The organism is Ruegeria sp. (genome assembly GCF_965221235.1).
Taxonomy (GTDB): Bacteria; Pseudomonadota; Alphaproteobacteria; order Rhodobacterales; family Rhodobacteraceae; genus Ruegeria.
This window is the reverse complement of record NZ_CBDCRS010000004.1, coordinates 2,643,479-2,664,732: the sequence shown is the minus strand read 5'-3', so window position 1 is coordinate 2,664,732 and position 21,254 is coordinate 2,643,479. Positions and strand designations below refer to the sequence as shown.

Annotated in this window: 21 protein-coding genes; 8 read left to right on the top strand and 13 right to left on the bottom strand. The window is 59.1% G+C overall.

From position 1 onward, the window contains the following. The first annotated feature begins 154 nt into the window (after positions 1–154). Positions 155–1,027: an S-methyl-5'-thioadenosine phosphorylase gene (locus tag ACOQOY_RS16595; RefSeq protein ID WP_420586465.1), complete on the top strand. Its 873-nt coding sequence runs from the start codon at positions 155–157 to the stop codon at positions 1,025–1,027. Positions 1,028–1,035: 8 nt separating this feature from the next. On the opposite strand, the gene ACOQOY_RS16590 is transcribed toward ACOQOY_RS16595, so the two are convergent. Beyond that, the gene (locus ACOQOY_RS16590) at positions 1,036–1,893 is read right to left on the bottom strand and encodes an alpha/beta hydrolase (protein ID WP_420586464.1); all 858 of its coding nucleotides are present in this window, start codon (positions 1,891–1,893) and stop codon (positions 1,036–1,038) included. A gap of 229 nt (positions 1,894–2,122) precedes the next feature. On the opposite strand from ACOQOY_RS16590, the gene ACOQOY_RS16585 reads away from it, so the two are divergent. Together ACOQOY_RS16585 and ACOQOY_RS16580 are read left to right on the top strand one after the other, a co-directional pair. Continuing rightward, positions 2,123–3,139: a DUF418 domain-containing protein gene (locus tag ACOQOY_RS16585; RefSeq protein ID WP_420586463.1), complete on the top strand. Its 1,017-nt coding sequence runs from the start codon at positions 2,123–2,125 to the stop codon at positions 3,137–3,139. A 52-nt stretch (positions 3,140–3,191) separates the two neighbouring features. Next, positions 3,192–3,821 carry a LysE family translocator gene (locus ACOQOY_RS16580; RefSeq protein WP_420586462.1) on the top strand — a complete coding sequence of 210 codons (630 nt, stop codon included), beginning with the start codon at positions 3,192–3,194 and terminating at the stop codon, positions 3,819–3,821. A gap of 4 nt (positions 3,822–3,825) precedes the next feature. Here the strand turns inward: ACOQOY_RS16580 and ACOQOY_RS16575 are convergent, their stop codons facing one another. Continuing rightward, complete coding sequence (locus tag ACOQOY_RS16575) at positions 3,826–3,999, bottom strand: hypothetical protein (RefSeq protein ID WP_170384937.1); 174 nt, start codon at positions 3,997–3,999, stop codon at positions 3,826–3,828. 320 nt (positions 4,000–4,319) lie between these two features. Between ACOQOY_RS16575 and ACOQOY_RS16570 the strand changes: the two genes are divergently transcribed. Together ACOQOY_RS16570 and ACOQOY_RS16565 are read left to right on the top strand one after the other, a co-directional pair. After that, positions 4,320–4,859 (top strand): adenine phosphoribosyltransferase, encoded by a 540-nt coding sequence (locus tag ACOQOY_RS16570; protein ID WP_420586461.1) that lies wholly within the window; start codon positions 4,320–4,322, stop codon positions 4,857–4,859. 168 nt (positions 4,860–5,027) lie between these two features. Then, entirely contained in the window at positions 5,028–5,510 is a 483-nt protein-coding gene (locus tag ACOQOY_RS16565; protein ID WP_420586460.1) for a fasciclin domain-containing protein, read from the top strand. A 37-nt stretch (positions 5,511–5,547) separates the two neighbouring features. Here the strand turns inward: ACOQOY_RS16565 and ACOQOY_RS16560 are convergent, their stop codons facing one another. The 11 genes from ACOQOY_RS16560 to coxB all read right to left on the bottom strand — a co-directional run bounded on the left by ACOQOY_RS16560 (position 5,548) and on the right by coxB (position 15,485). Continuing rightward, positions 5,548–6,963 carry an FAD-binding oxidoreductase gene (locus ACOQOY_RS16560; protein WP_420586459.1) on the bottom strand — a complete coding sequence of 472 codons (1,416 nt, stop codon included), beginning with the start codon at positions 6,961–6,963 and terminating at the stop codon, positions 5,548–5,550. Positions 6,964–7,001: 38 nt separating this feature from the next. After that, positions 7,002–7,820 carry an MBL fold metallo-hydrolase gene (locus tag ACOQOY_RS16555; protein ID WP_420586458.1) on the bottom strand — a complete coding sequence of 273 codons (819 nt, stop codon included), beginning with the start codon at positions 7,818–7,820 and terminating at the stop codon, positions 7,002–7,004. Between the two features lie 87 nt (positions 7,821–7,907). Next, positions 7,908–8,492, bottom strand: coding sequence for a GNAT family N-acetyltransferase (locus ACOQOY_RS16550; RefSeq protein WP_420587260.1), 585 nt, complete (start codon positions 8,490–8,492; stop codon positions 7,908–7,910). After that, the gene (locus ACOQOY_RS16545) at positions 8,492–9,754 is read right to left on the bottom strand and encodes a M16 family metallopeptidase (protein WP_420586457.1); all 1,263 of its coding nucleotides are present in this window, start codon (positions 9,752–9,754) and stop codon (positions 8,492–8,494) included. The genes ACOQOY_RS16550 and ACOQOY_RS16545 overlap by 1 nt, the downstream gene beginning before the upstream one ends. Then, positions 9,751–11,139 carry a threonine synthase gene (gene thrC / locus ACOQOY_RS16540; protein WP_420586456.1) on the bottom strand — a complete coding sequence of 463 codons (1,389 nt, stop codon included), beginning with the start codon at positions 11,137–11,139 and terminating at the stop codon, positions 9,751–9,753. The genes ACOQOY_RS16545 and thrC overlap by 4 nt, the downstream gene beginning before the upstream one ends. Continuing rightward, positions 11,136–11,813, bottom strand: coding sequence for an SURF1 family protein (locus ACOQOY_RS16535; protein WP_420586455.1), 678 nt, complete (start codon positions 11,811–11,813; stop codon positions 11,136–11,138). The genes thrC and ACOQOY_RS16535 overlap by 4 nt, the downstream gene beginning before the upstream one ends. 156 nt (positions 11,814–11,969) lie before the next feature. Next, positions 11,970–12,785 carry a cytochrome c oxidase subunit 3 gene (locus ACOQOY_RS16530; RefSeq protein ID WP_420586454.1) on the bottom strand — a complete coding sequence of 272 codons (816 nt, stop codon included), beginning with the start codon at positions 12,783–12,785 and terminating at the stop codon, positions 11,970–11,972. A gap of 22 nt (positions 12,786–12,807) precedes the next feature. Then, entirely contained in the window at positions 12,808–13,383 is a 576-nt protein-coding gene (locus ACOQOY_RS16525; protein ID WP_420586453.1) for a cytochrome c oxidase assembly protein, read from the bottom strand. After that, complete coding sequence (locus ACOQOY_RS16520) at positions 13,383–13,544, bottom strand: hypothetical protein (protein ID WP_420586452.1); 162 nt, start codon at positions 13,542–13,544, stop codon at positions 13,383–13,385. The genes ACOQOY_RS16525 and ACOQOY_RS16520 overlap by 1 nt, the downstream gene beginning before the upstream one ends. Further along, positions 13,541–14,497 carry a heme o synthase gene (gene cyoE / locus ACOQOY_RS16515; RefSeq protein WP_420586451.1) on the bottom strand — a complete coding sequence of 319 codons (957 nt, stop codon included), beginning with the start codon at positions 14,495–14,497 and terminating at the stop codon, positions 13,541–13,543. Before cyoE ends, ACOQOY_RS16520 begins: the two co-directional genes overlap by 4 nt. 76 nt (positions 14,498–14,573) lie before the next feature. Beyond that, complete coding sequence (gene coxB / locus ACOQOY_RS16510; RefSeq protein ID WP_420586450.1) at positions 14,574–15,485, bottom strand: cytochrome c oxidase subunit II; 912 nt, start codon at positions 15,483–15,485, stop codon at positions 14,574–14,576. A 176-nt stretch (positions 15,486–15,661) separates the two neighbouring features. On the opposite strand from coxB, the gene tldD reads away from it, so the two are divergent. The 3 genes from tldD to topA all read left to right on the top strand — a co-directional run bounded on the left by tldD (position 15,662) and on the right by topA (position 21,219). After that, entirely contained in the window at positions 15,662–17,083 is a 1,422-nt protein-coding gene (gene tldD, locus ACOQOY_RS16505; protein WP_420586449.1) for a metalloprotease TldD, read from the top strand. Between the two features lie 228 nt (positions 17,084–17,311). Then, positions 17,312–18,439 carry a DNA-processing protein DprA gene (gene dprA, locus ACOQOY_RS16500; RefSeq protein ID WP_420586448.1) on the top strand — a complete coding sequence of 376 codons (1,128 nt, stop codon included), beginning with the start codon at positions 17,312–17,314 and terminating at the stop codon, positions 18,437–18,439. A gap of 161 nt (positions 18,440–18,600) precedes the next feature. Continuing rightward, positions 18,601–21,219 (top strand): type I DNA topoisomerase, encoded by a 2,619-nt coding sequence (gene topA / locus ACOQOY_RS16495; protein ID WP_420586447.1) that lies wholly within the window; start codon positions 18,601–18,603, stop codon positions 21,217–21,219. The last annotated feature ends 35 nt before the right edge of the window (positions 21,220–21,254 follow it).

The following is a 21,254-nucleotide window of genomic DNA, read 5'->3' as shown; positions in this document are numbered from 1 at the left end:
CAAGCCCTGCCTGAGATACCGCGTCAGGCGGGACCCTGATATGCACTGAACGCATACCTTGTCAGTAACCAACACAAACCGTTGAAGCCACTTGCCAAATCCCCCACAGCCCCGCAGAAATTCTGCAACGGATTTTTTCTAGCGGAGCGCAACCATGACCCAGACGAAAATCGCCATCATCGGCGGATCAGGCATCTACGATATCGACGGGCTGGAAAACGCGGAATGGGTCACGGTTGAAACGCCGTGGGGCGATCCGTCGGATCAGATCCTGACCGGGACGTTGAACGGTGTTGGCATGGCGTTTCTGCCGCGTCACGGACGCGGCCATGTACATTCGCCGACCGAAGTCCCCTACCGTGCCAATATCGACGCGCTAAAACGATTGGGGGTCACGGATGTGATCTCGGTCTCGGCCTGCGGGTCGTTCCGCGAGCATATGGTGCCAGGCGATTTCGTGATCGTCGATCAGTTCATCGACAGGACGTTTGCCCGCGAGAAGAGCTTTTTCGGCACCGGATGTGTTGCCCATGTCAGCGTGGCCCATCCGACCTGTCCCCGCCTGTCAGACGCCTGTGAAACCGCAGGCAAGGCCGCAGGCATCACCATCCATCGCGGCGGCACTTATCTGGCGATGGAGGGACCGCAGTTCTCATCACTGGCGGAATCCAAGATGTATCGCGAACAATGGGGCTGCGACGTGATCGGCATGACCAATATGCCCGAGGCAAAACTCGCCCGCGAGGCCGAGCTGTGCTACGCCTCGGTCGCCATGGTCACGGATTACGACAGCTGGCACCCGGATCACGGAGAGGTCGATGTGACCGCCATCATCGCCACCCTGACCGGGAATGCCGAGAAAGGCCGGGCGCTGGTCAAAGGCCTGCCCGATCTGTTGGGGACCGAGCGTGAACCCTGCCCATATGGCTGCGACCGGGCGCTTGAATATGCGATCCTGACCGCACCCGAAAAGCGCGACCCGGCGCTGTTGGCCAAGCTGGATGCCGTGGCCGGGCGGATTCTCTGATCACACTTCTATTGCGGCAAAGCCGCTTGCACTTCATCCCACAGCCCGTGCGACCACAGGTCGTTATGGGTTCCCTCTGGGATGACGTGCAACTGTGCTGCGCCGTCTGACAAATCAGCCAGCTCTTTACCATGATGCAGCGGGATCGTTTCATCTTCGGTCCCGTGGAAGATCAGTGTGGGAACCGTGATCTGGTCGATCAGGTCGCGGGTGGCAAACTGATCCTTCATCAGGGCGGACACTGGCAGAAACGGATAACGCTCTGACGCCACGTCCACAGTAGCGGTGAAAGGTGCCTCTAGCACAAGTAATTGCGCCTCGGGGCGCTGTTGCGCGACCGCTGCGGCGACGCCAGTGCCAAGGCTTTGCCCATGCAGAACAATGCGATCGGAGTCCAGCTGATCGAACATCTCGACCCCGTCTGAGATCAGAGCCAGCTCTGACGGTTCGCCTTCGCTGCCCGGAAAACCGCGATAACTGGGGGCAAGCAGCCCAAAACCGCTGTTGAGAATTTCCCGCATCCGGTCGGCCCGGTCGCCCAGATTGCCACTTTGGCCATGAAAGAACAGAACCGTCGGCGCGCCTTCGATGGCCGGAGGCGCAGTCCAAGCAGTCAATGTCACCCCATCCGACATGGTCAGAGGAACCACGTCCACATCGGCCAACCCGACTGCGGCAGGGTCTGGCAACTCACCGGACGGTTTATAAAGCAACGCCCCCTGATTGGCGTACATGTACCCCACGATCCCCGCGTAAGACGCAACGGCGATCAGGGACAACAATAACAACACGCGCTTCACCCGACCGGTTCTCGCACCGGAGCTATTCTGAAACGCTTGTGAATAGTCGGGATGAGCCTGCGTCACGGTCGCCTCCAATCCTGTGGTTGCCTGTTACCTGAGACCTCAATCAGAGGTTTCAAGGAAGATGCACAAGGCTTAATTCATTCTTTAACCTGCGCCCACAAGGCGTCTGCCGGGCGGGATATCGTGGACGGCCTGCCCCGATCCTCTCGAATTATTTATCAATAACAAATCACTGCACCGCATTTGTGCCATAAACCTCCGCCAGAACTCGGCGAAAAGAAGGAGCCCCATGAAACGACTCGAAGCTTTGGACGCGGCCCGGTTTTTAGCGTTCTGCGGCATGGTGCTGGTGAACTTCCGCATCGCGGCGCAGGTCGCGCCGGGACAGGGCTGGGCGACGGTCCTTGTAGACGCGCTGGAGGGACGAGCCGCCGCGCTGTTTGTCATATTGGCCGGAATCGGCATCGGGCTTTCGACGATCAAGGCAGGTATTCTGCTGCGCCGCGCCGCGTTTCTGTTCGTAGTTGGCCTGATCAACATGACCGTGTTCGACGCGGATATCCTGCATTTCTATGCCCTTTATTTCGTGGTCGGTGCAGCCTTTCTAAAGGCTTCTGGGCGGACGCTGTGGCTGGGTGCGCTGGGGATCGTCGCGCTGTCCGTTCTGGCGAACCTGACCTTCGACTACGAGCGCGGCTGGGACTGGACCTCTCTGACATATATCGACCTCTGGACTCTGCCCGGCTTTGTCCGCAACGCGCTGTTCAACGGCTGGCACCCAGTTCTGCCATGGGCCGCGTTTCTGCTGATTGGAATGGCAATCGGGCGGTCCGATCTGCATACGGTCTGTATTCAGCACCGGTTGATCATGTGGGGGTTTGGTGCGGCGGTTCTGGCCTTGTTCCCGCAGATGCTGGTGTCTGATCCTGACCTCGCGGCCTATCTCGGGACCGAGAGCATCCCTCCGGGTCCGTTCTACATTCTGGCCGGGACAGGCTCGTCCTGCGTCGTGATCGGGCTGTTGCTGAAACTGTGGCCGTTCATCGAACGACTGCGCGTAGGTCCAGCCCTGGCAGCGCCCGGGCGTCAAAGTCTTACGCTCTATATGGCTCATATCCTGATAGGTTTGGGTATTCTGGACGAAATGGATTTGCTGAACGGCACGCTCAGCCCAACGGTGATTGTGGGATATGCGTTGGGGTTCTGCGCCTTGTCGTCGGCATACGCCCTGCTGTGGTCACGCTGGTTCAAGCGCGGCCCGCTTGAAGCACTGATGCGTCGTGTGACCGAGCCACGCAAAGCTTGACCTTCGCGCCGTGCCGGGGCTTGGTAGGGGCAACTTCTGGATAGGATACCCCATGCCTTTGGACCTCTGGCTGGCCTTCGTGGCCGCATCGACCGCCTTGCTGCTGATCCCCGGCCCTACCGTTCTGCTGGTGCTCAGCTACGCCCTGTCAAAGGGGCGCAGCGTCGCCGTCGCCTCGGCCACAGGGGTCGCCGTTGGAGATTTGATCGCCATGACGGCATCGTTGATGGGGTTGGGCGCGCTGGTTCTGGCCTCGGCCACCCTGTTTTCGGTGCTGAAATGGGTGGGCGCGGCCTATCTGGTCTGGCTGGGCATCAAACTGCTGCGCAGCGCACCCTCGGGTGGATTGGAAACGGTGGACACCGGGCGTGATGTCACCCCGCGCAGCGTGTTTGGCCACGCCGCCGCCGTCACCGCGCTGAACCCGAAATCCATCGCCTTCTTCATTGCCTTCGTGCCGCAGTTTCTGCGCCCGGCTGAGCCTCTGGGCCCGCAATTCGCTATCCTGATCGCTACTTTTGTGGGGCTGGCCGGATTGAACGCGCTGGCTTATGCGCTGTTGGCAGACAAGTTGCGCCGCATGATCGGACGCGCCGGGGTGATCACCGCAATAACCCGGTTCGGAGGGCTGACTCTGATCGGAATGGGGATCGCAACCGCGGTGCTGCGCCGCCCGGCCTGAGGGCCTAATCCTCGGCGTGTTCCTTCATGAATCCACGAATGAACCGCCGGATTTCCCGCGCGGCTGAAGTATCCAATTCTTTGCATAGCTCGACAAAAGCGTCACGTTCATCCTTATCCAGTCGCAGGACCAACTGACTGTTTTTCTTGGTAGATCCCTTACCATCTTTCTTCGCCACGCGCCTTTTCCCCGTTCAAATCTTGATTCTTTTCGAGATGCAATGTATATACACAGCATAGAGGTTGTAGTTATCGAGCACCTAACAATAAAAAAGGAATATGGCAATGAACCTTCATACTGCTCAGGCATTTCTTTTGCGAGACCAGCGCAATTGGCGCAAACCGCATCTGTCGTGGCTGCCCGCTTCGCTGTACCGATACAAAAGCCTGCCGAACTTCATTCAGAGGCGTCGCAGCTAAGCGAACGTATTCTTTTCTTGCATGACTGACCCCAATGGGCCAAACAGCCCTGCGTGTTTTGACGTCATAGGGGTTGGTTATGTCCAAAAACAAATCGGTCAAGGATTATATCCGTACCATCGTTGATTTCCCCCATGAGGGGATCATGTTTCGGGACGTCACCACTCTGTTTGCCGACCCCCGAGGTTTTCGTATGGCCATCGACCAGATGCTGCACCCCTACGCGGGCGAGCAGATCGACAAGGTTGTGGGCCTCGAAGCGCGTGGCTTCATCCTAGGCGGCGCTATCGCCCACCAACTGAGCGTCGGCTTTGTTCCGATCCGCAAAAAGGGCAAGCTGCCCGGCACCACCATCAGCCAAGACTATAAGCTGGAATATGGCGAGGCCATCGTCGAGATCCACGATGACGCCATTCAACCGGGCGAGAAAATTCTTGTGGTCGATGATTTGCTGGCCACAGGCGGCACCGCTGCCGCCGGGATCAAGCTGATCGAACGTCTGGGCGGCGAGATCGTATCCTGTGCGTTCATCATCGACCTGCCCGAACTCGGCGGCCGCAAGGTTTTGGAAGAGATGGACATGGATGTGCATGTTCTTTGCGAATTCGAAGGGCTTTGAGCGCCGTTCCTTCACATATTTGTGAGTGGAATTTTGAGATCGGGCGGGCTTAGCGCTGTTCCGGGCAAGTTCAACCCGATCTCATAGACATATTCAGTGATCTAATTTCAATCATTCCGCGTAGCCCTGTTGATGCCAAGCAAGGCATTCCAACAAGGGAATTGTATCATGTTTCGCAAAATCGCTTTCGCCGGTGTGGCAGGTCTGATCGTAAGTACCGCTGCCTACGCGGACGGCCACTCTAAGGATATCGTTGATACCGCTGTCGGTGCAGGTAGCTTTGAAACACTCGTAGCCGCCGTTCAGGCTGCCGAGTTGGTCGACACGCTGAAAGGCGAAGGTCCTTTCACTGTGTTCGCCCCCACAGATGAAGCCTTTGCCGCCCTGCCTGAAGGCACCGTGGAATCGCTGCTAAAGCCGGAAAACAAGGATCAACTGGTCGCGATCCTCACCTATCACGTGGTGCCGGGCAAAGTGATGTCGGGTGATCTGTCCGACGACATGACGGCTGCAACTGTTCAGGGCGGGGACATCACCATTGATCTGGACAACAGCGTGATGGTGAATGACGCCAGCGTTGTGCAGGCCGACATAGAAACCTCGAACGGCGTGATCCACGTGATCGACAAGGTTATCCTGCCGGGCTCGTAAACTCTCGTGGCGCGGCGCGGAGTGCTCTGGGCCGCGTCTATGACCTCAAAACCGCGCCGGGGTTCATGATCCCCTGTGGGTCCAGCGCGGTTTTGATGGCGTGCATCGCGTTCAGCTTTGCTGCGGGCGCGTAATTTGCAAGTTCTCCGGCCTTCAGCCTGCCGACCCCGTGTTCAGCGCTGAACGAGCCGTCAAACTGAGCTACCAATTCGTGAACGGCATGCATAACTGCGTGCCTTTGCCCGTCAAACTCATCACGGCTGTGGCCCTCCGGCGGATACACGTTGTAGTGCAAATTCCCGTCGCCCAGATGTCCGAAACAGTTGATACGGAACGGTCCCAGCGTCGAGATCACCTCGACCCCGCGCTTGATGAAATCGGGAATCCGAGAGATCGGGATTGAGATGTCATGGCTGGATATCGACCCGATAAGCCGGTTTGCCTCGGGAACGTTTTCGCGTACTGCCCACAGCTCCTGCCTTTGGGCGTCGCTTTGCGCGATGACTGCGTCTCCGACCAGCCCGGCCTCATTCGCCGCCACATACAGCGTTTCAAGCGCGGCAGACGGCAAGGCTCCGGCGAACAACCCAAGCTCAACCAACACGCACCATTCGGGTTGCATATCAAAGGGCTGGCGAATGCCGGGCAAAACCTCGGTCAGGAATTGCAGCCCTTGTCGGTGGATCAGCTCAAACGTGCTGACCGCATCGCCCAGCTGATCGCGCGCCAGTGCCAGCATCTGGATCGCAGCCTCAGGTGAAGCGACCTGTATCATCGCCGTTCCCACCGCCTGAGGGCGCGGAAACAGTTTCAGTGAGGCCGCGGTGATAATCCCGAGCGTCCCCTCGGCGCCGATCAGAAGGTCGCGCAGATCATAACCGGTATTGTCCTTACGCAACCGGCTAAGCCCGTGCCAGATTTCACCATTTGGCAAAACCGCCTCTAGCCCCAGACACAGGTCGCGCGCATTGCCATAGCGCAGCACGTTCACACCGCCTGCATTGGTCGCAAGATTGCCGCCAATCCGACAGGACCCCTGCGCGGCAAGTGCCAGAGGGAATAACCGGTTCGCCCTTTCCGCCGCATTCTGCACATCCTCAAGCACGGCTCCGGCCTCGGCAATCAGGATGTTCTCGGTGGGGTAGATCGCCCGGATTGCCGTCATCCGCTCTAGTGAAATCACCAAAGGCGCGGGACCTTCGGGCATGACCTGTCCCCCAACTAGCCCGGTCCCGCCACCATACGGGACCACCGGCACCCGCGCGTTCGATGCAAGCCGTACCAGCGCCGACACCTCGTCAACTGTGCGCGGCAGGGCCAACACGCCAACCTGCCCCGCCAAACGGCGGCGTGGCTCTTCCCGATAGCGATCAGCGATAGGGCGCAAAACCTCATCGCCAAGTTCCGCAGCTATTTGTAAGGAAAACGTTTCATCGGCAGGGTTTAATGTCATGCCCATTCCTTGCCCAACGCGGGCTGCTCCAACAACCCTTATTCCTGCTCAATCAGGTAGCGTGGCTCCAACACAACAACCGTTGGCCGGTCCGGCAGGTCACGCAGAGAAACGACGATTTCGGACGTGCCCTTCCGCTCGACCGGAAAGTCATCGCGGATATCGACCAGAAACCGATCCAGCGAAAAGCTCGAAAACCAGTGCATCGGAATGATGACCGAACTTTTCAACCGTTTGAGAACCTGGATCATATCTGGCAGCGGCATGGTTGTGCCCCCATCCACTGCCGCCATCACCACATCCAGCCGTCCAAGGGCTTCGAACTGCTCATCCGAGGGGACATGGTGCAAATGGCCCAGATGGCCGATGCACAACCCCTCGATCTCAAAAACAAAGATCGAATTGCCGCGCTCTTCGACCCCGCCATAGGCAGATCGGATATCAGTCGAGACATTCCTCACCAGCATCTCACCCAAATCAAGGTGGTGCTCGATCCCTTGCCCGAACTCCCCCCAGCCCGGCAGAACATGCGGGATGGCCGGATCGGGATGGGCGGTCCAATGGGTACTGTGCGCGTGGTTCATTGTGACAACATCGGGGATCAGATCGGCGCTGCCAATGAACCCGGTAAAATCCGTCACTGCATTCAACCCACCCTGTGTCTGGATCAGGAACGAGGCATGGGCGATATAACTGATCCGCACCGAAAACTCCGGGATCGGATCTGTCCATGCCGCCTTTTGAATATACTCGATCCCCGGCGCCGCATCCGCAATCGCAATGCAATGGCTCGGCCGCCGCTCCTGCGCCGCAGCCCCGCCCGAGATTACCATCAATGCCAGAACAACCCAGCGCATGACCCAATATTAGCGCAGATGCGCCCCAAGTCATGCCCCTAGTTCTTTTGCTCAGAAAAACCTCGCGGGAGGCGTGTGGGCAGCGCCCTACCCTGCGTCTGTTTTTCCGCGCCGGTCCGACCGCAGGCTGGCATACAGAACATGCGTCCGCCACCGCCCATTGATCTGAAGATAGGACTGCGCCACGCCTTCGTATTTGAAGCCTGAGCTTTCCAGAAGCCCGCGTGACGGTTTGTTCTCGGGCAAGCAGGCCGCCTCGATCCGGCTCAGGTCCAGACGGGTGAAGGCATGATGCACCACCGCGCCGATTGCTTCGCGCATATAACCGTTGCGGGCAAAGGCCTGACCGGTCCAATACCCCAGCGTACCGGCCTGCGCCGGGCCACGGCGGATATTGTCTAACGTGATCGCACCGACCAGCAAATCATCCTCGCGCCGGAACAGAAACAACGGAATCGCAGTGCCGCTGGCAACCGATCGCTGTGCCCAGTAAACCCGGTTGGTAAAGGACTTGCGGCTCAGATGATCTTTGGCCCAGATCGGCTCCCACGGGGTCAGGTACTCTCTGGACGCCCGCCGCAGCGCAGCCCAGTCGTTGAAATCTGAATGCACGGGCGGGCGCAAGCTGAGGCGCTCGGTTTCGAGTTTCAGCTTGCGTCGGCCCAGAAGCATCACGCGGCGCGCCTCTCCTGCAACTCGGCCAGCGTTGGCGCGCCCGAAACCGGACCATACAGCGCCAAGGCCGCCGGGGCTTGCACAGCCATTTGTTCGGCAAAGCGGCGCACGTCTTCTGTGCTGACAGCGTCGATCTTGGCGACCGTATCCTCAAGCGAGGGCACCCGGCCCCAGATCTGCACCAGCCGCGCCAGACGCTCGGCCCGGTTCGATGGGCTTTCCAGCCCCATCAGCATCCCGGCTTTCATCTGGGCACGGGCGCGGGCGACCTCTTCCGGGCTCATATCTTCGGAGGCGCGCTTCATTTCGTCGATGGTAATCGTCGCCAGCTCACCCACCTGATCCGCCGAAGTTCCGGCATAGATCGTAGTCGTCCCCGTATCCGCATAAGCGCCGGTCTGCGCGAAGATCGTGTAGCACAGACCACGCGTCTCGCGCACTTCCTGAAACAGGCGCGAGGACATGCCGCCGCCCAGCGCCGTAGAATAAATCTGAGCCGTATAGATCGCGTCATCGCGGTATCCGGGGCTTTCCAGCGCCAGCGCAAAATGAGCCTGCTCCAGCTCTTTTTCCTGCCGCGCCTCGCCACCGGTAAACCGCGCGGCATCCGGGATCAGACCTTTGCGCGATTTCAGATGACCGAACATCTCTTCGGCCATCTTCATCAGCGCGTCATGATCCACGGCACCCGCCGCTGACAGGATCATCTGCTCTGGCCCGTAATGTTCCGCCACAAACCCTGACAAGTCCTCACGCGAGAACGCACTGACCCGTTCGGAAGGACCCAGAATGGTGCGCCCCAGAGGCTGGTCGTGATAGCTCTGCTCCTGCAACCAGTCAAAGATCACATCGTCGGGCGTATCATATGCCTGACCGATCTCTTGCAGGATCACGCCGCGCTCGACCTCGATCTCGCGCGGGTCGAAAACCGGGTTCAGAACGATGTCGCCGATCACGTCCATCGCCAACGCCACGTCGTCTTTCAGCACGCGCGCGTAGTAGGCCGTGACCTCGCGCGAGGTATAGGCGTTGATATAACCGCCCACATCCTCAATCGCCTCGGCGATTTGTAGCGCGGAACGGCGCTCGGTTCCTTTGAACGCCATATGTTCAAGGAAATGCGCGATCCCATTCTGTTCGATCCGCTCATGCCGCCCACCAGCGGTCACCCAGATGCCGATGGCCGCAGATTGCAGCCCCGGCATATGTTCACTGACGATACGAAAGCCGTTCTTCAGTTGGTCTTGTCTGACAGTCACTCGGCGATATGCCCTTTGATATGATCCTCAAGGGCACCCAGATCGTTGGCAATCCGCGTCACCCGTTCCGGACGTTCATACAGATCAGACATGCGGGATGGAAGAGGCGGATGTTCGCCGCTCGCCTTCTCGACCGCTGCCGGGAATTTCGCGGGATGTGCGGTGGCCAAAGTGATCATCGGAACGTCCGTTGCGCGGTGCTCTTCCGCGACCTTGATGCCAATGGCGGTGTGCGGGCAAACCAGCTCTGCGCTGTGAGTGAGCGTGTGCTTGATCGTCTCCAGTGTCTCGTCCTCGGACACGCGACCCGAGTCAAAGCTTTCGCGCAGAGCCTCCATCGCGCCCTGGCTAACGTTGAAGCCACCATTCTTCAACTCATCCATCAACTGCGCGACGGCAGCCCCATCCTCGTCATAGGCATAGTAAAGCGCCCGCTCAAAGTTCGAGCTGACCTGAATGTCCATCGACGGGCTGATCGAGGGGATGGTGTCGCCCTTGAAATACCCCTCCCCGCTCAAGCAGCGATGCAGGATGTCGTTCTGGTTTGTCGCCACCACCAGACGGTCGATGGGCAGGCCCATACGCTTGGCCAGATAGCCCGCGAAGATGTCGCCGAAATTGCCGGTCGGCACGGTGAAGCTGACCTTGCGACGCGGAGCGCCGACACTGACCGCCGCCGAGAAGTAATACACGATCTGCGCCAAAACGCGGGCGAAGTTGATCGAGTTCACCCCGGCCAATTTCACCCCATCGCGGAAGTCGAAATCGTTGAACATATCTTTAAGCGCGGCCTGGCAATCGTCAAAGTCCCCATCCACGGCCAACGCATGCACGTTGCTATCCGCAGGCGTAGTCATCTGACGACGCTGCACCTCGGACACACGGCCATGAGGGAACAGAATGAACACATCCACCGCATCCAGCCCCCGGAACGCCTCAATCGCGGCAGATCCCGTATCGCCACTGGTCGCGCCCACGATAGTCACACGATCGCTGCGCCGCTTCAGAGCCACTTGGAACAGCTGTCCGATCAGTTGCATAGCAAAGTCTTTGAAGGCCAGCGTCGGCCCGTGGAACAGCTCCAGCAAGAAGTGGTTCTCGTTCAGCTGCTTCAGCGGTGCGCGGGCATCGTGACCAAACCCTTCATAGGCACGGGCGATGATGTCCTTGAACTCATCCTCAGTGAAGGACCCGCAGACATAGGGCCACATCACGCGGAAGGCAATCTCTTCATAGGGCAGACCAGCCAACGCCGCGATCTCGTCATGGCTCATCACCGGAATCACGGAGGGCAGATACAGGCCACCATCACGGGCCAGGCCGGTCAGCATGGCCTCTTCAAACGTCAGTTCGGGCGCTTGCCCTCGGGTCGAGATGTATTTCATTGCTCTCCACTCTTTGCAGAGGCGCGGTTGCGCCACAGGAAATAACCGGTCATCGCTGCCCAGACCAGAGCCAGGCCAAACCAGGTAACGGCATATTGCAGGTGATCATTTGGGATGCCCGCCGCATCGACGGGCAGAGGCGTCACATTCGGGTCAGTTTCAGACCGGGCGATCAACAGAACCGGCTCAGTCCCCAGCGCGGCGGCCAAGGCAGGCACATCGCGGGCAAACCAGATGTTTTCGTCGATATCAGGTTCGGGCGTGTAACCGTCGATCTCATCCGGCCAATGCAGATTACCGGTGATCTCCATCGGGCCGATTAGACGATCGGCCTGTTTGGCAGTTGTCGGCACAAAGCCCCGATCTACCAGAATGGTCCTGTCCTCGGTGCTGAACGACTGGATGATGCGATACCCGGCACCAACTTGCTTGACCGAAACCAGAACATGGATTTCCCCAGGCTCCAGATCGCCCGAGATTGTCACCGGCAGGTATTTGTCGTGTTGCTCTGAAACCTGAAGCGGCAACGCAACCGGCTCAGCCGAGATGCGGCTTTCGATTTCAGCCAACACGCCTTGCTTCCACGCCAGCCGCTGCACCTGCCAGATGCCCAGCGACAACAGCACGCCCAAACCGGCGAGGCCGAAGATCAGCAGGAATAGGATGCGGCGCATGGCGGGGGCAAACCTCGTGTCGGAAACCGGCGCTTTGTTAAGGGCGGCACAGCTGCAATTGCAATACCGCAATTGTATGGGGCGCAATTTTGCGCCCTGAATAGAGGAAAAGCCGCCCCATGGGGCGGCTTTTGCAATTGGATCACCTGGGCGGCGTTACATCAGCGGCGCCTGGCCCCAGATGTAGACGGCGAAGAACAGGAACAGCCAGACAACGTCAACGAAGTGCCAGTACCAGGCCGCAGCCTCGAACCCGACATGTTTCTCAGGCGTGAAGTCGCCCTTGAGCGCCCGGATCAGGCAGACCGACAGGAAGATGGTCCCGATGATCACATGCGCACCGTGGAAACCGGTTGCCATGAAGAAGTTAGAATAGAACTGATCACCGCCGAACTTCCAGCCTTCATGGGCCAGCAGTTCATAGTATTCGTAACCCTGAAGCGCGGTGAACGCGATACCCAGAACGATACCGATGGCCAGGCCATTGATCAGAGCCTTGCGGTCATTGTCATGCACCAGCGCATGGTGCGCCCATGTGATCGCGCAGCCCGACAGCAGCAGGACCAGAGTGTTGATCAGCGGCAGGTGGAACGGGTCAACCGCGTGAATGTCCGGCTGAATGTATTCGGTGCCGGCATAGTCGTACATCGGATACATGCGATGTTTGAAGAACGACCAGAACCAGGCAAAGAAGAACATCACCTCGGACATGACGAACAGGATAAAGCCATAGCGCAGGCCGATGCGCACAACCGGCGTGTGATCACCTTGACGGCTTTCGACCACCACTTCGGACCACCAGGCGAACATGGTGTACAGCACGGCGACGAGACCGGCCCAGAACATCCACGGCGTGATGCCGTGCATCCAAAGCACAGCCCCGAACAGCATCACGAAGCCACCGATCGCGCCGATCAGCGGCCAGATCGAGGGGTTTAGAATATGGTAGTCATGGTCTTTTGCGTGTGCCATCAGTGTCCCTCACCTAAAGGCGTTAGTTCGTGTTTGTATCAGTCTGCGTCTCAAGGGCGGCATAGCCCTCAGGCAGATCAATTTCGTAGAATGTATACGACAGAGTGATCGTATGCACGTATTTGGCTTCCAGATCATCGACCATTTCCGGGTCAACGAAGAAAGATACTGGCATCTGCACCCGCTCGCCGGGTTGCAACACCTGCTCTTCAAAGCAGAAACAGGCGATTTTCTGGAAATACCCACCAGCCGAATACGGCGCGACGTTGTAAGACGCCTGCCCTGCAATCGGGCGATCAGTCGGGTTGTAGGCTTCATAGAAGGCCAACCCTGTCTCACCGATGCGCACTTCCATCTCACGCTCAACTGGCTTGAACTCCCAAGCCATGTATTTCGCTTTTGAGGCGTCAAAGCGGACCGTAACGGTGCGATCCAGAATATCCTCTGGTGCCGCTTCGGCCACGCCTGTGGTGCCGCCAAATCCGGTGACCCGGCAGAACCAGTCGTAAAACGGCACCGCCGCCCAGGCCAGGCTGCCCATCAGGACCACCACGCCAACCGTCTGCGCCACTGTTTTCTGCGGACCGGACAAAGCCATCAGTTCTGCACCTCCTGCGTCGGCTGGCCGAGGCTCGTGCCCGAGACCTTAACGATGGTCAGGCCAAAGATGATCACGATAAAGGCCGCCAGCGTCAGGCCCACACCCAGATTGCGGCTGAACCGGCGTTGGTGCAGTTCATGGCTTTTGCGCAGGCTCATGACCAACCTCCCAACCCGTAAGGTTTCAGTAAGGCTTCGGCCAGAATCGCACCGAAGTGCAAGAACAGGTAGAGCAGCGACAGCTTGAAGAAAGAGCGCTCGACCTTAAAATTATCCGCCTCAGAATCGTCCTCGGTCCGGCGCGAGATTTGCCACGCCCCACGCAGAAACAGGGCATTCATCACGATGGCCACGGTCAGATAGATCGGGCCACCAATGCCCGAGAACGCCGTGCCAACGGCCAGCAAGGCCAGCAGCGCGGTATAAACCAGTATATGCCAGCGGGTTGCGCGGCGACCGTGGGTCACGGTCAGCATCGGCACACCCGCGTCGTCGTAATCCGAGCGCATGAACAGCGCCAGCGCCCAGAAATGCGGCGGCGTCCACATAAACGTCAGAGCGAACATCAACCACGGCTCAAGCGTCATCGAGCCTGTTGCCGCAACCCAACCAATTACCGGCGGGAACGCACCCGCCGCGCCGCCGATCACGATGTTCTGCGGTGTCGAACGCTTCAACCACATCGTGTAGATCACGACGTAGAAGAAGATGGTAAAGCCCAGAAAGGCTCCGGCGAACCAGTTGGTCGCCAACCCCAGCATGATCACCGACAGGCCGGACAGCGCAAGGCCGATGGCCATGGCCTCGCCTTCCTCGACCTTGCCGGATGGGATCGGGCGACCCTTCGTGCGTTTCATGACCTTGTCGATATCCGCATCCCACCACATGTTCAAAGCGCCGGACGCGCCGCCACCGATGGCAATGAACAGAATGGCGCAAAAGCCGACAAACGGATGAACAGGCACCGGCGCCGCCAGCAACCCGACCAGAGCGGTAAAGACGACCAGCGACATCACCCGCGGCTTCAGCAGGGCGAAATAGTCGCCAAAGCTGGCCTCGTCCGCGCGGGTTTGCGCGGAAACGGTGCTGGCATTGATGCTTGCGTCGCTCATCTCGGGTCCTTCTGGGGCGAAAGCTGCGCGATCACCGCGCAGCCTGCGTCATGTTTCGATCAGGCCGAGGCCCGGATCAGTTCGAGGCAACCTGATAGGATGCGGGCAAACCGGCATATTCGTCGATCGCGCCTTTCAGCCACTCCTCATACGCCTCTTCGCTGACCACTTTGACGGTGATCGGCATATAGGCGTGGTCCTTGCCGCACAGTTCCGAACACTGACCGAAGTAGATGCCTTCTTTTTCAGCTGCAAACCACAGCTCGGCCAGACGACCTGGGACGCCGTCCTGCTTCACACCGAACGAGGGGATGGTCCACGAGTGGATCACGTCAGATGCAGTCACCTGCATGACAATCACCTTACCAACCGGCACGACAACAGCGGTATCGGTGGCCAGCAGCCATTCGTCATCGCTGTAGCCCGCATCCGCCAGCTTGGCGCGCATCGCGTCATCCAGAACAAACGGTCTTACGTCCGCATCCGCGGGGCGCGAACCTTCGTCCAGGGTCGCGGGATGGCCCAGCATGTAGCTGTCGAACGCGAAATCGTGATCGACATATTCATAGGTCCAGTACCACTGGTTGCCGACAACCTTGATGACCACGTCGCCTTCGGGAATTTCCTGCTGTTTGAACAGAACCGGCAGCGAGAATGCTCCGATGAATACCAGAATCAGGATCGGACCAAGGGTCCAAGCGATCTCAACCGGAGTGTAGTGCGAGAAACGTGCGGGCGTCGGATTGGCGCGCTGGTTGTAGCGCACGATGCAGTAGACCATCAGGCCAGCCACAAAAATACAGATCGCCGTGATGATCACCAGAATCATTCCGTCCAGCCGGTGAATCCCTTCGGCCAGTTCAGTGGCTGCGGGCTGGAAGCCCAAGCCGCCAGCAACCGGCTTGCCGATAATCTCAAGCTCCTGAGCCATGGCGGGAAGGCTGGAGAGGGCTGTAGCGAGCCCCGAAAGCATCAAAGCATTCTTCATTTTCTGTCCTGATCGTTTGATCTTTGCGTCCCTGGCGAAAAGGTGTGAATCAGTCGCACCTCTCCCGTTGTCTTTGGCCGCGTTAAAAACCATATTCCGGCGGGTAGATAAAGCAAAATGCTTGCGTCAAACAGACGCTATTTTTGATCTGGATCAAACTCGAAAGGCTTCGACCCATGCCCAACGACCCGTTTCGCCCGTTTGAACGCGCTCTTCCACAGGATGAAGCGCTATCAGTTTTGCAAGCAGCAACCGCCGGGGCCGAAGACGGAGAGCTGTTTGTCGAGCGGCGGAAATCCGAGTCTCTGGTTTTTGATGACGGACGTTTGAAGACGGCGTCGTATGACGCATCCGAAGGATTCGGCCTGCGCGCGGTACAGGGCGAAGTGGCCGGATACGCGCATTCCACTGACGTCTCGATCCCGGCCCTGAAACGCGCGGCCGAAACAGCACGGCTGGCGGTCGGCGACGGAGGCGGCACGCTGGCCGAGGCTCCCCGGGCGACCAATACCCGGCTGTACACGGACGAAGACCCGATTGATTCTGCCAGCTTTCCGGTGAAAATCGAAACCCTGCGAGAGATCGACGCCTTCGCCCGCGATCTGGACCCACGTGTCGTTCAGGTCAGCGCATCGTTGATGGCCTCGGTGCAAGAAGTCGAGATTCTGCGCCCTGACGGCGTGCAGGTACGTGACGTGCGGCCGATGACCCGTTTGAACATCTCGGTGATCGTGGAACAGAATGGCCGCCGCGAAAGCGGGTCTGCGGGCGGCGGCGGCCGCGTCGGGCTGGACGGGCTAATCGACCCGGCAGATTGGCAGGACAAAACACGCGAGGCATTGCGGATCGCACTGGTGAACCTTGATGCTATCCCCGCCCCCGCTGGTGTAATGGAGGTCGCGCTTGGCCCCGGATGGCCCGGCATCCTGCTCCATGAGGCAATCGGACATGGGCTTGAGGGCGATTTCAACCGCAAAGGAAGCTCAGCCTTCGCCGGATTGATGGGACAGCAGATTGCATCCAAAGGCGTCACCGTTGTGGATGACGGCACGATCGCAGACCGGCGCGGCTCGATCACCGTGGATGACGAAGGCACGCCCAGTTCGCGCACGGTGTTGATCGAGGATGGCATTCTGACCGGCTATATGCAGGACCGACAGAACGCCCGCCTGATGGGCGTGGCTCCGACGGGCAACGGAAGGCGTCAAAGCTACGCGCATAAACCCATGCCACGAATGACCAACACAGTAATGCTGGGCGGCGACGCCGATCCGGCCTCATTGGTAGCCGATATCAAGGACGGCATCTGGGCCGTCGGCTTTGGCGGAGGTCAGGTCGACATCACAAACGGGAAGTTCGTGTTTTCCTGCACCGAGGCCTACCGGGTCGAAAACGGCAAAATCGGCGCGCCTGTCAAAGGTGCGACTCTGATCGGCGACGGGCCTTCTGCGCTGAAACGCATCCGCGGCCTTGGCAACGACATGGCGCTGGACCCCGGCATGGGAACCTGCGGAAAGGATGGCCAATGGGTGCCGGTGGGTGTTGGCCAGCCGACCGTCCTGATGGACGGATTGACCGTCGGTGGTTCGGCGGCCTGACGCAGAATCGGCTGAGTTCAGGGTTAACTGCGCACGGTCGGCGTGAACGGATAGCGGCCTCTGCTTGAAACAACCCGTCAAGCAGAGGTTTTATTTTTCCTTTTATTTTCAGAACATTGAACCCGGACGAGTACCTGATTGAAAAAATTATCCGAATAATTTGAATGGATTCACAAGCTGTTAACTCCTGCCCCCGTAAACCAGTTTTGCAATCAGGCGGAGCAACGGATGACCGAAGAGCAGCATTCTTCCTATCACCCCACACTCCCACCCACCACGGAAGAGGATCGGTTTTCCTGGCTTCGTCTGTTGCGCTCGCGCAAAGTAGGTCCGGCGACGTTTCGTCGGCTGCTGCGGGAACATGGCTCGGCGCAGAACGCGCTGGCCGCGCTGCCTGAAATGGCACGCGCTGCCGGAATTAAAGGGTATGAAATTTGCCCACCCGGCGTGATTGAGGCGGAACTCAAGGCCGCAAAAGCTGCAAATGCGCAGCTTTTGTGCCTTGGGTCCGCCGATTTTCCTGAGGCCTTGATTGATCTCTCCGACGCCCCTCCAATGCTGTGGGCAATTGGGGACGTGTCGATTTTGCGCAGACGCTGCATTGCCATGGTCGGCGCGCGCAATTGTTCTTCGCTGGGCGCGCGGATGGCGCGGGGACTGGCGACCGATCTTGGGAAACAGGGATATGTCATTGTGTCCGGACTGGCGCGCGGAATCGACACCTCAGCGCATTTGGCCGCGCTGGAGACCGGAACTGTTGCTGTCATGGCGGGTGGGGTGGATGTCGTCTACCCCGCTGAAAACACAGATCTGGCGCGGGACATCGCCAAATCCGGGTTGCGCCTGTCCGAGCAACCCATGGGAGTGACACCGCAAGCCCGGCATTTCCCACGCCGCAACCGGATTATCTCGGGCCTCGCGCAGGCAGTTGTGGTGGTTGAAGCGGCCGCCAAATCGGGCAGCCTGATCACCGCGCGCGATGCATTGGATCAGGGGCGTGAGGTGCTGGCAGTCCCCGGTCACCCCTTTGATGCGCGTGCCGCCGGGTGCAACCTGCTCATCCGCGACGGAGCCACTTTGGTGCGTTCCGCCGAAGATGTGATTGAGGCTTTGCCCAAGCAGCAGACCGAGCTTTTCAAAACCCCGTCGCCCGCTGCCCCCTCAAAACCCGCGCAATCAGAAGCAGCGTTGCATCGCGAAATACTTGCGCGGCTGGGTCCCTCACCCATCGCAGAGGATCAGCTGATCCGCGACATCGCCGCATCGGCTGGTGAGATCGGGCCGGTACTGGTCGATCTTGAACTGGATGGCCGCATTCAGCGCCAGCCTGGCGGGTTGCTTTCGCTTTCGGCCTAAGCGGAGATTTTCGTGCAATACGTTCTTTTTGCGCCCTCAGCACACTGAAATCACCGTCAAATTTCGGTTATGAAAGGAACGCATTGACAATTCGCTCTTACCCTACACATTTTGCACAATCATAGAAGGCGCCCATTCCGTCGAGCGAGGTTTCCCCTTAAATGCCTGTAGTTGTTGTAGAATCCCCTGCCAAGGCCAAAACAATCAATAAATATCTTGGCCCCGACTACACGGTTTTGGCGTCTTACGGCCACGTCCGAGACCTGCCGCCAAAGGACGGATCGGTCGATCCTGAGCATGAATTTGAGATGAAATGGGAGGTCGGCAATGACAGCCGCAAACATGTCAAAGCCATCGCCGACGCCCTAAAAGAAGACAACGCCCTGATCCTCGCAACCGACCCCGATCGGGAGGGCGAGGCGATCAGTTGGCACCTGCAAGAGGCGCTGACCAAGCGTCGCTCGATCAAGAAGGACACCCCGGTTAGCCGAGTGACCTTTAACGCGATCACCAAGGATGCTGTGACTGAGGCGATGCAGAACCCGCGCGAGGTAGACATGCCTTTGGTCGAAGCTTATCTGGCGCGGCGGGCGTTGGACTATTTGGTGGGTTTCAACCTATCGCCCGTTTTGTGGCGCAAACTGCCCGGTGCGAAATCAGCAGGTCGGGTGCAATCCGTCTGCCTGCGTCTGATCGTCGAACGCGAGATGGAGATCGAGGCGTTCAAGCCAGTCGAATATTGGTCGGTGCGCGCGCTGTTCGAGACACCGCGCGGCCAGACTTATGAGGCGCGACTGGTCACTCTGGCCGGTAAGAAACTAGACAAGCACGACCTAGCCAATGCCACGCAAGCGGAACTGGCCGTTCAGGCGATCACAAGCCGCGCGCTGAGCGTCACCTCGGTCGAGGCTAAACCCGCTGCGCGAAACCCCAGCGCGCCGTTTATGACCTCGACCCTGCAACAGGAAGCCAGCCGCAAATTTGGCATGGGCGCACGCCACGCGATGCAGGTGGCCCAGCGGCTATATGAGGCCGGGTACATTACTTATATGCGGACCGACGGCATCGACATGGCCCCCGAAGCGGTGGCTGCTGCCCGCGATGCAATCGCGGATCGCTACGGCGCAGACTATGTGCCTGACAGCCCGCGCATGTATAAAAACAAGGCCAAGAACGCGCAGGAGGCGCACGAATGTATCCGCCCGACCGATATGTCGCGCGATGCCAAGGCGCTGAAGGTCACGGATGAGGATCAGCGTAAACTTTATGACCTGATCTGGAAGCGCACCATCGCCTGCCAGATGGCTGCAGCGCGACTGGAGCGTACAACGGTTGAGATCGGCAGCGACGACGGTCAGGTTGGCCTGCGCGCCACCGGTCAGGTGGTTCTGTTCGATGGGTTCATGCGCGTCTACGAAGAGGGCCGCGATGACGTCGCCGATGATGACGAAAAGCGCCTGCCTCAGATCATGCAGGGCGATCCCGCGCCGTTCGCCAAAACATCGCTAAAGGACCAGTTCACAAAGGCCGAGGACAAGGCCGCCATTCTGTCCGACAACGAAGCCGTTCTGGCGCTGCAGCACCACACCCAGCCGCCGCCGCGCTATACCGAGGCGACTTTGGTCAAGCGGATGGAAGAATTGGGGATTGGCCGCCCCTCGACCTATGCCTCAATCGTGACCACGATTCAGGACCGGGAGTATGTGCGCAAGGACAAGAACCGTCTGATTCCCGAGGAAAAAGGCCGGATCGTCACGATCTTCCTGCTGAACTTCTTCCGTCAGTATGTAGGTTATGAATTCACGGCCAATCTGGAAGAACAGCTGGATGATGTCAGCGCGGGCGACCGAGACTACAAGGATTTGCTTGGCAAGTTCTGGCGCGATTTCTCGGCGGCGATTGGCGAGACGTCAGAGCTGCGCATATCGGAAGTGTTGGACAAGTTGGACGAGGCGCTGGCACCGCAGCTCTATCCGCCGCGTGAGGATGGGTCTGATCCGCGTATCTGCCCGAAATGCGGCACCGGCCAACTGCACCTAAAAACTTCACGTACAGGTGGGTTCGTAGGCTGTGGCAACTACCCCGAATGTACCTACACCCGCCCCATTGCGGGCGAAGGCGCGGAAGGCGACGAACGTCTGTTGGGCGAAGACGGGGGCGACGAAATCTGGCTGAAATCCGGACGCTTTGGGCCGTATGTCCAGCGTGGTGAGCCGACGCCTGAGAACAAGAAACCTCCTCGTGCCTCCCTGCCCCGTGGTTGGAGCAAGGATGACATGGATCTGGACAAGGCGCTGACGCTGCTGTCCCTGCCCCGCCAGATCGGCGAACACCCCGAGGGTGGCATGATCAGCTCGAATTTCGGGCGGTTTGGACCGTATATCATGCACCAGCTGCCGGAAGAGGCGAAGCCGGTCTATGCCAACCTCAAGGACCCGAATGATGTGTTCGAGATCGGCATGAACCGCGCTGTGGAAATGCTGGCGGAAAAGCGCGCCAATCCGGGGCGTGGACGTCGCGCGGCAGCCAAACCTCTGAAAGAACTGGGTGAACATCCCGACGGTGGCGCGATGCAGGTTCTGGACGGGCGTTATGGACCTTATGTGAAATGGGAAAAGGTCAATGCCACCATTCCCAAGGACATCAAGCCCGAGGACGTAACCCAAGAAATGGCCATCGAACTGGTCAATGATCGCGCTGCCAAGAAAGGCACCAAGAAGAAAGCCGCGCCCAAGAAAAAAACCGCTGCCAAGAAAACCACCAAGAAGGCGGCGACCTAGGTAGAAATACCACCACCCCCTTGGATTCGTTGACT